9 protein-coding genes and 1 pseudogene are annotated in these 12,358 nt (G+C 36.7%); 5 read left to right on the top strand and 5 right to left on the bottom strand.

Going from position 1 to position 12,358, the window contains the following annotated elements; translation table 11 throughout:
• Positions 1 to 201: 201 nt before the first annotated feature.
• A complete protein-coding gene (locus RUH60_RS00050) occupies positions 202 to 954 on the top strand; it encodes a hypothetical protein (RefSeq protein ID WP_313803520.1) in 753 nt (250 codons plus the stop codon).
• A 3-nt stretch (positions 955 to 957) separates the two neighbouring features.
• Positions 958 to 2,025: a sensor histidine kinase gene (locus RUH60_RS00045; protein WP_313803517.1), complete on the top strand. Its 1,068-nt coding sequence runs from the start codon at positions 958 to 960 to the stop codon at positions 2,023 to 2,025.
• A 549-nt stretch (positions 2,026 to 2,574) separates the two neighbouring features.
• On the opposite strand, the gene RUH60_RS00040 is transcribed toward RUH60_RS00045, so the two are convergent.
• From RUH60_RS00040 to RUH60_RS00030, 3 genes are read right to left on the bottom strand one after another with little or no spacing between them, the layout of a single operon-like run.
• Positions 2,575 to 4,041, bottom strand: a complete 1,467-nt coding sequence (locus tag RUH60_RS00040; RefSeq protein ID WP_313803514.1) for an oligosaccharide flippase family protein — start codon at positions 4,039 to 4,041, stop codon at positions 2,575 to 2,577.
• A complete protein-coding gene (locus RUH60_RS00035; RefSeq protein WP_313803511.1) occupies positions 4,041 to 4,808 on the bottom strand; it encodes an FkbM family methyltransferase in 768 nt (255 codons plus the stop codon). Before RUH60_RS00035 ends, RUH60_RS00040 begins: the two co-directional genes overlap by 1 nt.
• A 3-nt stretch (positions 4,809 to 4,811) precedes the next feature.
• Positions 4,812 to 5,930, bottom strand: a complete 1,119-nt coding sequence (locus tag RUH60_RS00030) for a hypothetical protein (RefSeq protein WP_313803508.1) — start codon at positions 5,928 to 5,930, stop codon at positions 4,812 to 4,814.
• Between the two features lie 60 nt (positions 5,931 to 5,990).
• Between RUH60_RS00030 and RUH60_RS00025 the strand changes: the two genes are divergently transcribed.
• From RUH60_RS00025 to RUH60_RS00015, 3 genes are all read left to right on the top strand, one after another.
• Positions 5,991 to 6,839 (top strand): glycosyltransferase family A protein, encoded by an 849-nt coding sequence (locus RUH60_RS00025; protein ID WP_313803505.1) that lies wholly within the window; start codon positions 5,991 to 5,993, stop codon positions 6,837 to 6,839.
• A gap of 112 nt (positions 6,840 to 6,951) precedes the next feature.
• Positions 6,952 to 7,695 carry an ABC transporter permease gene (locus RUH60_RS00020; RefSeq protein WP_313803502.1) on the top strand — a complete coding sequence of 248 codons (744 nt, stop codon included), beginning with the start codon at positions 6,952 to 6,954 and terminating at the stop codon, positions 7,693 to 7,695.
• Positions 7,696 to 7,699: 4 nt separating this feature from the next.
• Positions 7,700 to 8,470 carry an ABC transporter ATP-binding protein gene (locus RUH60_RS00015; RefSeq protein ID WP_313803499.1) on the top strand — a complete coding sequence of 257 codons (771 nt, stop codon included), beginning with the start codon at positions 7,700 to 7,702 and terminating at the stop codon, positions 8,468 to 8,470.
• 53 nt (positions 8,471 to 8,523) lie between these two features.
• On the opposite strand, the gene RUH60_RS00010 is transcribed toward RUH60_RS00015, so the two are convergent.
• Positions 8,524 to 12,048 carry a gliding motility-associated C-terminal domain-containing protein gene (locus RUH60_RS00010; protein WP_313803496.1) on the bottom strand — a complete coding sequence of 1,175 codons (3,525 nt, stop codon included), beginning with the start codon at positions 12,046 to 12,048 and terminating at the stop codon, positions 8,524 to 8,526.
• A gap of 8 nt (positions 12,049 to 12,056) precedes the next feature.
• Positions 12,057 to 12,358 (bottom strand): annotated as a pseudogene (locus RUH60_RS00005) (mannose-1-phosphate guanylyltransferase); the annotation flags it as partial.

Here is a 12,358-nt window from a genome sequence, read left to right as displayed (position 1 = left end):
AGAATATTTTACAAATCACGGTTCGCTTTTAGCTCTATAATTATTTTTTGAAATATCACTAAATTTGGTGATTGTGTAGGTAAATTTTTATGGTTATGTTTGGGGCTTGTGTTATAAAAATAACTTACGTGTTGAAGTAGTTTATCTACATATCTGCAAGTTACCGAAAGACTGCTACAAAACAGTCATATTAGTTTAATTATGGAAGAAGCAATTACAACAATCGGAATAACCTTAGGTTGTTCATTAATTAACTTTATTTCGACTAAAGTCTATAATTTAGCCACTGGAAGTTCAAAAAATTTTTTGTGGAAAGATCAAAAAATAGACTTAAAACAATTGGAAACTTCTTCAAGTTTTGAAGAATTAAAACGATTAACTAGGATAGTAGTTATTGACGATGAAAATAGTTTTCCAGTTCAAATTTTTCAAGACGAAGGATATTCTATTGATAAATGGGACATTGTTAAAGATTATAACAAACTCGAAAATGGATATTACGACATTATCGTTTTGGATATAAAAGGAGTAGCTCAACATATCTCAGAAAATGATGGTCTTGGAGTTCTACAAAGTTTGAAAAAACAAAATCCTGCACAAATTGTCATCTCATACTCTCAACACAGTTATGATTTAAGCAAAATTCAATTTTTCCAATTAGCTGACGAGAACATTGCAAAACCAAGCGATTATCTCAAAATAAAAAGCATTATAAATAACTTGATTTCTTCCAAATTCAAATCAGAACGTTATATTAGCGCATTGACTCATACCCTTCAAGCAAATCATGTAAATCCGAAAGATATAGAAAAGTATAATTTCATTTTAGCAAAATCAATTAAAAGCAAAAAAAATCCAGATTGGGACAAATCACTTGAATTCATAGAACATCGTCCTGATTTAGTTAAACAAACAATATCTCTAAGTAAAACCATTTTGAAATTTTATAAATAAATTATGGATATCGAACTAATCAAATCACTTTCTAAATATCCATTTGCTTCGAATGTTGAACTTTACGATTCTACTGAACTCAAACAAAATAAAACTTGTAAAGAAAAGTGCAAAGAAAAAGATTGTTTAAATTTACTTGATTCTGATCAGAACAAGTCAGAATACATCTGTTCAAAAGGATACAATAATATTTTAATAATCGTTGACGATATTAAATTCATACTCAATGGCCTAATATACAAGGACAACAAAACTATTCCGCTAGGGAGAAAAGATGTAAGAAAAGAACACATCGTAAACAAAACTGATGTTTTTATATTTATAAGTAAAATAGAAGAAATTGAAAAACACTTAGTTAATCGAATTAATGAAAACACTGAAAAAAATTTTTCTATGTTTCACGATTTTAAAACTTCCATGAGTATTTTCTATTCATGTACTCAAGACATTATCAACAAACTTCCAGGTAATTCTTTTCTTGAAAAATTGGAAAATAGTGACGATGCCTATAAGGACCTTTATAATTCTCTTGACCTGATTACATCTCAACTAGGAATGATTGATGTTATAATAAATCCAAGAAGCATCTCTTTTGGAACCAAACGTTCAATTAATATGTATCGCCTTTTTGAGAAAATTAAAATTCTTTTTGGGCATTTATCTACTAAAAAACAGGATATAAATATAAAACTCAGTTCTGAAGTGTATGTCAATGACTGTCTTTGTTATGAATCTATAGAGTTTATTCCACTCATTCTACTCGACAATGCCTTAAAATATTCTGTACCTGGATCTGATATTGAAATAAAATTTGAGCACCATTATGGAGTTTTAAAGGTAATAGTAAAAAATATTGGCCCTTTAGTAAGTGATGAGGACGCACCCTATATTTTTGACAAATTTTACCGTAGTGAAGCTGGAAAAAAGTTTTCAAAAGAAGGAATAGGAATGGGGTTGTGGATTGCCCAAGAAATTTTGAAAGCACATAATTCTGAACTTCACTATCATAAAAACCCTAATAGTATTGGGTCAAACGGACTAAATATTTTCGAGTTTGAACTACCAATATAATAAGACACTATATATCGAATTCACAATCTGTACACAAAAAAACAACCAAAATTAAAACCCAAAGTTCTAGTTTTATTTTTTTCTTTTCAACACTTTATATACATGCGGCAAATAAAAACAACAACTTCAATTATGTTACTGTTTCAGTACAAATTGTAAATCCGCGTTATCGATTACGAACAAGAAAATACACTTTAAAGAACTTCAGCAATGGTATGTAAAAGCCAAAACATCAATCAAAGCACCAGCGACCTAGGAACACGCAACCGTTAAGAAAAATAAAAGCAATTTCGTTAAGAATTATCCGCTGTTTGAGCGCCAGCGAGTCCGGATAATTTAGGAATTGGTTTTGTTTTTTAGGTGGAGTGTTCCAAGTCTTGATTTTTTGTTTCTTTTGCATCAAGGCAAAAGAAAAAGACAACATTAATGAGGCAATCATGATTAAAAGTATAGTTAAACAATCATGAAAATTATCGTTTCCGCTACACTAAACTAACAATGAAGACACACACGTGGCTTCGAGAGCCTCAGTCACCGCAGGTAAAAAAACTATTTAAAAAGCGACTTCGGCATCACTTCCCTAACCGAAATAATCTTAAAAACCCAATTCCCCAAAACAAAAATCGCGAAAGCGATTAAAGGCTTATAACAAAGCGTCAAAAACCTATTCTCAAAATCCGGCAAAAAATACCCAACAAGCAAAACCACAAGCAAAATCCCTAACACATACAAATATTTAGTATTGAAAGGATGCACCCCAAACTTGCGGTAATTGAACACAATTTTAATCAGGTTATAAATCGTTAAAGAAGTAGCCGTTGCGATAGCAACTCCCGTTATTCCTAAATTGAAAAGCTTAAGAAAAACCAGATTACTCACAATCGTCAGCAACGCCAAGGCAATGGTCGTGGTATTATTGAATTTATAGTATTTGGAATTCGTAATGATGTAACCGTTAAAACCAGTCGCCAAATCGAACAACAAAGCAAAACCGAGGATGTATACCACCGGAAGTCCTTTTGCCAATTCCTCACCGTTATTCATCAGTACAAACAAATCTGCAATACCGGAAGCAATTAAGCCGAACAGCACCGCACCCATCGTAAACAAATAAAAAGACGTTTTTTGGTGTAATGCTTTTAAATCGCCCATGTTGTTTTCTTCCACATATTTAGCGATAATCGGTGCGGAAATTGTGTAAACGCCCAAAGCGGGAACGGTAATCATCCGTACCAAATTCGCCGAAGTATTGTAAATGGTAACTTGCGAAAAATCGCCGATGAGTTCTCCAATCATTACGGTATCGATATTCAGCGCTACTATAGAACCCAAACTTCCGAAGAACGTATAGAACGAATACTGCATCAACTCTTTTTGAAAATTGTCTTCTCTTAAGAATTTAAAAGAGGTTTTTCCGGTAAACCGATCGAGTTTCTGAACGTAAAAGAAAATCCCGATTAATGCTAAAACGAAGAACAACACCACAATCCAAATCGCGGCAGTAGCTTCGGTTTTAAAAAAGAAAAAGGTTGAGAAAGCGAAAATCAAGCCCAGTTTCGGAAACACATTTTCAAAAAGATTCGGAACAACGATGCGCTTTTTTACCGAGATGAATCGCGAAAACAACTGAATGAGCGCCAAACAAAAAATTACCGGAAAAATATAAAAACTCAATTGGTAAAACTTAGTTTGCCGAATCGCCTCTACTCCGTATGCCAACAGGAAAAACAACGCGGTTACTATGGCAAAATTCCTTACAATAAACCAGATGGAATATTTCAGTAAATTATGACGGTTATCGGTAGCTTCCATCTTCGGATAAAACCGAACATTGGCGTGCATGATGCCAAAGGTGATAACTGGCATAGCCAATAACGCAGCCGGTAAGATATACTGTATTTTACCTGCAAAATCCAAATCTAACGGATACAGAAATACCGTAGACAGTATCCCGATGAAGGTACTGAAATAGCCTACGATGCTGTATTTTAGACTTTGGCGCGCTACAACCGACATTAGTGATTTGGTATAAAAATGAAGTTGTTAATATAACGATTAAAATCATTCAAGTATTCGTCTTTCTGAAAATCAGCTATTTGGTTGTAGTCAAAAGGAAGGGTTGTTAAAGTTTTTCGATCGAAGTAAAAAACCTCGTAACCGAAATTGGTTATAAAATCAAAAATTTCATGAATTGGGTAATGGGCGTGACGCAATTCGATTTCGATGATAAAAATCGGCTTGATGGTTTTTAAGATTTCTGAACAACCCTTGATGGTATCGAACTCATGCCCTTCTACATCGATTTTCACGACATCGATTTTTGTCCATTGCTTTTCTTTGGCAAATTCGTCTAGCGCCACCATTTGGATTTCGATTTGTTCTACATCATCGCCCATTGCTTCTAACGAAGCGCGTGTATCCTGCAAACCATTTCCTTTTTTCGGGATGTTCAACACCGCAGTTCCGGATTTGGAAGAAACGGCAAACGGATAAATTTCGGCTTTCGGAAACAATGGTTGAATGTAATTCACCAAACTTTTATTGGGTTCAAAGCCGATGATTTTACCATTGGTAATGACTTTTTCCGCCTGATACAAATAAATTCCTTTATTGGTTCCGATGTCGATAAACACCGAATCTGATTTCAAGACTTGTTGAATGTATAGCAATTCGGGTTCGCATTTATAGTTTTTTGTAGAAAGCGAATCCAACGTTTTGTAATAACGTTTCTTATATAACGACGGCCAGAATTGATAGGCCAATTTGATTAAAAGTTTCAGCATTTATTAGGGATTGGCCAAAGCCAGCAATTGGTTTTCTAAATTATTTTTGACGCTTTCGAAAGTGTATTTGTTTATGTACGGTTGCAATTTTTGATATTCTGAGGAAAGCTGTTCTATGGTAAGTTCGTTCAAAATCGATTCTAAATCAGAAGCGTTTTGGTAATACAAATTGTGCCAGTCCATTTTTGGGTACGATTTCGGAAACAAACCTACTTTTCCGTTGTAAATACAATCGCCTTCGCTACCGCTTACTTTCGTTTTACCGTAAACCTCGTCGACTAAATAAAACGAAGTTTCGCTCTTAATCGGACACAACAACAAATGCGCTTTGGCAATCACGCGGCTGTATTCTTCCCACGGAATGAACTTATTATAATGCGTAATTTCGATTTGCGAGGCACATTGTTGCTTCAAGTTTTCAAGCTGCTGCAACACAGCATCCGATTCCGGTTTCCCTAAAAATGTAAAATGCAATTTCGATTCTGGTTGCAGTTTCGGAAGAATTTCAAACAAAGTTTTAATGTCTTTTCGTTTTTCCGATACATTTCCCGGCATCACAATTTGAAGGGTTTCAGAAGGTTCAAACGAAGACGATTTACAGTAATTCAACTGAAGTAGCTTCGTTTTATCTGCAAAAGGACTCAACTTAAACACTTCACTCAGAAGACTCTGAGACAAAACACCAAACTGATTTGCTTGCAAAACGGCTTTTCGTTGAGAATCAATTTTTTCTAACAAATAAAGTTTCAAAAAATAAGTCAATCGTTTTCGTTGCGACCACACATTTTTCCAATTAACCGATTGAAAGAACAGACTGAAATTGAGATTATGAAGCACAACCAGACTTTTCCTCTTTTCAAAAATCGTTTGGTACTGCTTGAAATTTCTATGAAAGGTATTCACCACAACGGCGTCAAAACCGGTAAGTTCACTTTCGATTGCTTTGGCATCGTGCACTAGCATTATAAATTCGGAAGGAATAGCAGAAATTTTACTTTTCACTTTCGGACTGATAAAGAAATAAAAATCTACCGACGGCATTTCTTTCAACAGCAGATACCATTGCTCCAACAAAGCAGAATGCGTTTCGAGTTCGATAAAAGCGATTTTTTTCTTTTCCAAGTCGGTAATTTTTCTAATCCCACAAAAATAAAGATATTTACACACTACTTTTACACCGATATGAAATATTACATCGTAATTCCGTCGCATAACGAAGAAAAACTCATTGCTCTGACACTGGAATCGTTGGTAAATCAGACCGTTTTACCTTCAAAAGTGGTAGTGGTGAACGACAATTCTACGGATAACACCGCCGGAATTGTTCAGGAATTTACGCAAAAACATTCGTGGATTTCTTTGGTGAATAAAACCTCAGATGCAATTCATTTACCGGGAAGCAAAGTAATTCAGGCGTTTCAGAAAGGCTTAGAAACTTTGGACATTAATTACGACATCCTAGTAAAAGCTGATGCGGATTTGATTTTTCCGAACAACTATTTCGAAACGATTATCAGCCATTTTAAAAGTGACGAACAAATCGGGATGGCAGGCGGATTTGCTTACATTGAGAAAAATGGAGATTGGATTTTAGAGAATTTAACCGATAAAGATCACATTCGCGGCGCCTTCAAAGCTTATCGAAAAGCCTGTTTTGAACAAATCGGCGGGCTGAAACCAGCCATGGGTTGGGACACCGTTGACGAATTATTGTGCAAATTCTACAACTGGAAAGTCGTTACTGACGAATCTTTGAAAGTAAAACACTTAAAACCAACCGGAGCGAATTACAACCAAGCCTCGCGCTACAAACAAGGCGAAGCCTTTTATACTTTAGGTTATGGTTTTTTCATCACCGCGATTGCTTCTTTAAAATTGGCCATGCGCAAAGGGAAACCGCTTTTGTTTATTGATTATTTAAAAGGGTTTTGGAAAGCACAATCTGAAAAGAAAACGATGTTGGTTACACCGGAACAAGCAAAGTTTGTGCGTAGTTACCGTTGGAAAAAGATGAAGGAAAAGCTTTTTTAGTTTACAGTCGCAGTCACAGTTTGCAGTCTTTCACAAACTGGCAATTCAAAAAATAAAGTATTCTTTTTTTCGGGTCGTAACTAATCCTTATTTTAGCGGATATTTTACAAGCATGATTCGATATTTATCCCAGATAGGAAAATACTTTTTAATGTTGAAGGAAGTCTTCAACAAACCCACCAAATGGTCGATGATGAAACAGCTCATCATGAAAGAAATTGACGATTTGGTTATTGGTTCCCTAGGAATTGTAGCATTCATTTCGTTCTTCGTGGGCGGGGTTGTGGCAATTCAGACAGCGTTGAACTTAACCAACCCGTTAATTCCAAGATATTTGATTGGTTTCGCGACCAGACAATCGGTAATTTTGGAGTTTGCCCCTACCTTTATTTCCATCATTATGGCGGGTAAAGTAGGTTCCTTCATCACATCAAGTATTGGAACCATGCGCGTTACCGAACAAATTGATGCTTTGGAAGTAATGGGTGTAAATTCCTTGAATTATTTAGTATTCCCAAAAATCATAGCCTTGATGTTATATCCTTTTGTGATTGGTTTGGCGATGTTTTTAGGAATTTTTGGCGGTTGGATTGCCGGAGTTTATGGCGGTTTTGCTACAAGTACAGAATTCCAGACAGGACTTCAGGTGGAATTTATACCGTTTCACGTGGCGTACGCTTTTATTAAAACCATCGTATTTGCCTTTTTATTGGCAACCATCCCTTCTTTTCACGGCTATTACATGAAAGGTGGCGCGTTAGAAGTTGGAAAAGCGAGTACCACATCGTTCGTTTGGACATCGGTTGCGATTATTTTAATGAACTATATCCTAACACAATTACTGTTAAGCAAATAAGAAGATGATTGAGGTAAAAAATGTAGAAAAATCGTTTGGCGAACAGAAAGTTTTAAAGGGAATCACCACCACTTTTGAAACTGGAAAAACCAATTTAATTATCGGACAATCAGGTTCGGGTAAAACGGTCTTGCTTAAAAGTTTGTTAGGAATTCATAATGTTGATACCGGTACAATTGCTTTTGACGGGCGAATTTATTCTGATATGTCTGCCGATGATAAACGTAACTTACGAACAGAAATTGGAATGGTATTTCAAGGAAGTGCGCTTTTCGATTCGATGACGGTGGAAGAAAACATTGGCTTTCCCTTAAAGATGTTCAGTAACAAAAACGCCAGAGAAATCAAAGAGCGTGTGGATTTTGTTATCGACCGTGTAAAACTGATTAATGCCCACACTAAAAAGCCTTCAGAAATTTCCGGAGGTATGCAAAAGCGTGTTGCCATTGCAAGAGCCATTGTAAACAACCCGAGATATTTGTTCTGTGATGAGCCTAATTCCGGACTAGATCCGAAAACGGCTGTAGTAATCGATAACCTGATTCAGGAAATTACCCAAGAATACAACATCACCACGGTTATTAATACACATGATATGAACTCGGTGATGGAAATCGGGGAAAAAATTGTTTTCCTGAAAGAAGGTGTTTTAGCTTGGGAAGGTACTAAAAAAGAAATCTTCAAAACAGACAATGAAGCGATTGTGGATTTTGTGTATTCGTCGGAACTGTTTAAAAAAGTACGTAAGGCACAAAACAAAGCCGATAAATTATAATTATATAGCTATAAAAAAGGAGTCAAAATTGACTCCTTTTTTATTTATTATCATTAATAATTGAGATATACCCAACCCGTTTTAGTTTCACCTGTTTCGAAACGAATAACGTAATAATAGGTAGCCGGCGGTAACAATCTACCTTTGAAATCCTGCCCTTTCCATTCGTTTACATAATTATCCAATTCGTATACATTCACTCCGTAACGGTTGAAAATTTTTACATTGGTTATACCTTGCAGACACGACAAATCAAATTCGTCGTTGGAGCCATCCTCATTGGCTGAAACTCCTCTTGGAATACCGCAGGAGGTACAAAGTACTTCCACCGGATTCGTATAGGAACAACCTTCTGCTGTGGTAATGGTTAATATATAAGTTCCGGTTTGTCCTCCGGTCACATTAATTGGATTGGTACTCACGGTAGTTCCGTCAGGATACGTCCAAGTATAGGTTACCGTATTCAAATCAATCGCTGGGTTTAACATTTCAGCAGAAAGAATCGTTTGGCTTCCTTCGCATAAATTAGTTGTTGAAAAATACGGCAATGTTCCTACCGTTATGTCAATGGTATCCAAAACCGACTCACAGCCTCCTTGAATTGCCATCACACTGTAAGTTCCCTGGTTGACCGTTGTTGCATTGGGGATAACCGGATTTTGCTCCGTAGAAGCAAATCCGTTTGGCCCAGACCATTGATAAGTTGCTCCAGGCACATCCGTTGCGAAAAGTTCTAAAGTTTCTCCTTCACAGACAATTGGGGTGGCACTAGCTTCCGGACTTAAAGGTATTTGACCAAGGGTAAATGTAACAATAGCTTCGGCATTAAAGTCACACAAACCGCTTACGGTATATTTAAAACTATAAACTCCCGGTGGTACACTTGCAGCATTCCAAATGTGATTGATGAGCATGCCGCTATCTGAAAGTTCATCCCAAATACCATTAGCCGAATAGGTACCAGACAAATAATCAAAAAGATTGATATTGGATTGAGGCCCACAAAATAAGGTTGAACTACCTGTTCCTGCTTGTGGATTTGCCAAATCTGCCGAAATTTCGAAATCCAACACTAAATTCATACACGAATTCGGGTCGCTAGGATTAGTTATACGAACATGGTACACCCCAAAGTGGATTGCCGCGTTAAACGGCGTGAAATCCAAAGTATTGGCAGTACTCAATATGGTTGTCGTATTGTTGTCTTTCCACCATTCGTAACTAAAAAAAGAAAAATAAGGTACATAAAGGCTTCCCGGTTGACCATCACACAAATCAATCGGCTGAATGGTAAAACTTACCGGAGAACTGATATCGTAAACCCTATTCAAAATATTACCACAAGCATCTTCAATTTGGAAGTTATAAACACCTTGGCCTAATCCAGAAAACAATGCGGAATTACCGTTATTTACTGTAAATGGCTGTCCGTCTTTTTCTGTTATTCTATATTCTAACGGAATAAAACCAACGGCATCCACAATCACATCAAACGAATTGTCTGAACAGGAATAACTGAAAATATTTCTGATTTTTGGTCCGATAGTATATTCGAATTCCTGAAGTACTTCTTCACAACGACCTAATGCTGCTGACCCCCCGTTAGGATATACATTAAACGTATGTACTACTCTAAAATTACCATAATACGATAAACTAAAATTGTTCGAATTATTGTTTAAAGCAATGGCATTAGCCGGGTTTGCCGGAAAACCGTCTGAAAAACCATTTTGTGGATGTCCCCAAGTTCCATTTGTTGCGTCATATTTCTGCAGCCAATAACTTGACATATTTGCATTTGAAGCATGGTTTAAGTAGATATTGAAGGAGCTACAATTATCAGTAACTGTAACAGTATTTGCAGTCACCTGATAACTTGGAATGGTAACCGCATCAATACGAGAGCGACCACAAACATCAACGGATCTGAAAATATATACTCCTGCCGGTAACGAATTCATCGAGAAGAATTCCGCATCTGACTTAATATTCTCGCTTACATCAAATGGCAAGGTTTGTCCTAAAGCAGCCGGAGCAGACAGAATAGTTACTGATTGAAAATCAAAAGCCATTTGCAATTCTACAGATCCAGACCCTATTGCACATCCTGGCATAACATTTATACTTAACGGTTGTGGTACTCCTGTAACGTTGAATGTACTTGTCTTGGTTCGACCGCACTCGTCTGTAACTTTAATGGTGTAAGTTCCTTGTGGTAAAGGAATTGTCGCATTAAAGTAAACAGCTTCTGAAGAAAAAGGCCCAGGATGGTTACTATTAAATGTTGTAGGGTTAAATCCGGCAGGTGCTGTCAAAAACTCAACCGTAAAACTGACCGGGTCAGTAACTTTAACTACTAATTTTTTACTACATCCCTCTACAGGCTCTGTTACCGTAAAATTAAGAGGAAGTTCTTGTGTTGTATAAGTTTTAGTAACGCTGTTCCCACAGCCATCGGTTATCTGGATCACATAAGTCCCGTCTGGATATGGTTGTGACGTATTATAGTATGATGCATCCTCACCAAAAGCTCCAGGATGCAACGGATTATAATCTATCGGATTAAAACCCGCAGGTGCCGAAAGAAAATTAACCGTAAAATTATTCATGGGTAAATTAGAGGGAACAACTGACAACACTTTAACACAATCGGTAGTCATTTGCTCCGAAATTGTCAACCCTATAGGTTCATAAATAACATTATTATTTTGCTGATACACATTTCCGCAGGCATCTGTAATTGACAAATCATAGGTATACGATTGATTGACAAAAAGTGGCAAAACCATAGCAAAACCCTGAATCTGTGTATTACCATTATTCATTGTCAGATTTACAGGAATAGAAGGTCCTCCAGAAGGCGGATGAACAGTAGCCAGTATTTGCAACGGATAAGCAATAACATTGTTGTTCCCCGGTATTAAGGAACCATTACTGATTTGAACATTCAGAACTATCTCTGTACAAAATTTGTCACCAAGAGCCAAGTCAACAAAATCCAAGTCCGGCGTAGAGGATTCCACTACCACATCACGAACAATTCCATCACCACAAGTATTAAAAACCCTTACCTGATACATTCCTGCCACCAACCCACTAAAAACATTGGTAGTTTGCAACGGCAAAGTCATCGGGCCGGCAATTATTTCATAACCAACAGCAACTCCTTGTGTGACATTTACGGTGATTACACCATCATTTCCACAAACCTCTCTTTGACTTACCAGGTTATACAAAAAAGGGGCAATCTGATTCAAAATAATCACATCGCGTTGTTGTGTATTTGATTCTGCTCCTAAAGTCTGTGTTGCAATTACCCTATAATTTCCCGCGACTAAACCCGTTAATGACGTACTGCTCGTTACGGCAATGGGAGACGCTAGATTAGGCAGTTGATACACAGTATACACCATGGAAGAGCCTGCTGTAACATCTGTCACAGCAAAATTCAAACCGCCGTTACCGCTACAAGTTTCATGAGTCACCCCCACTTGAAGCACAAAAGGCTCTAACTGACTAAATGTAAGATTTGATATTAAGAAAAAAAGTAAAAGTAAGCCTTGTTTTATTTGGAGCATCTAAACAATTATTTGATTTGATTTGCTAATGTTGTTATTCGCTTTATTTCCTGTTCTTTTCCTTTCGGATAGATTAAAAGGACATCATCTTTATCTACAATGATAAAATCTTTGAGACCGTCAACCACAACCAATTTCTTACCTTCAGTGCGGATAATATTATTTGAGGCATTTTCCAAGATAACAGTCGCATTCACCACCGCATTATCTTGCTCGTCTTTTGGCAACTTATCATAAAGTGAGCCCCAAGTTCCTAAATCGTTCCAATCGAAAGTGGCTGGTAAAACGAATACGTTTTGCGCTTTTTCCA

Source organism: Flavobacterium sp. (genome assembly GCF_032153895.1).
Taxonomy (GTDB): domain Bacteria; phylum Bacteroidota; class Bacteroidia; order Flavobacteriales; family Flavobacteriaceae; genus Flavobacterium.
This window is presented reverse-complemented; position numbering and strand designations above follow the sequence as displayed.

What these genes read in the sequence shown, in the direction of transcription:
- RUH60_RS00015 (WP_313803499.1), top strand. Translation starts at nt 7,700, where the DNA reads ATGATTGAGGTAAAAAATGTAGAAAAATCGTTTGGCGAACAGAAAGTT.
- RUH60_RS00035 (WP_313803511.1), bottom strand. Translation starts at nt 4,808, where the DNA reads ATGCTGAAACTTTTAATCAAATTGGCCTATCAATTCTGGCCGTCGTTA.
- RUH60_RS00045 (WP_313803517.1), top strand. Translation starts at nt 958, where the DNA reads ATGGATATCGAACTAATCAAATCACTTTCTAAATATCCATTTGCTTCG.
- RUH60_RS00025 (WP_313803505.1), top strand. Translation starts at nt 5,991, where the DNA reads ATGAAATATTACATCGTAATTCCGTCGCATAACGAAGAAAAACTCATT.
- RUH60_RS00020 (WP_313803502.1), top strand. Translation starts at nt 6,952, where the DNA reads ATGATTCGATATTTATCCCAGATAGGAAAATACTTTTTAATGTTGAAG.
- RUH60_RS00040 (WP_313803514.1), bottom strand. Translation starts at nt 4,041, where the DNA reads ATGTCGGTTGTAGCGCGCCAAAGTCTAAAATACAGCATCGTAGGCTAT.
- RUH60_RS00050 (WP_313803520.1), top strand. Translation starts at nt 202, where the DNA reads ATGGAAGAAGCAATTACAACAATCGGAATAACCTTAGGTTGTTCATTA.
- RUH60_RS00010 (WP_313803496.1), bottom strand. Translation starts at nt 12,048, where the DNA reads ATGCTCCAAATAAAACAAGGCTTACTTTTACTTTTTTTCTTAATATCA.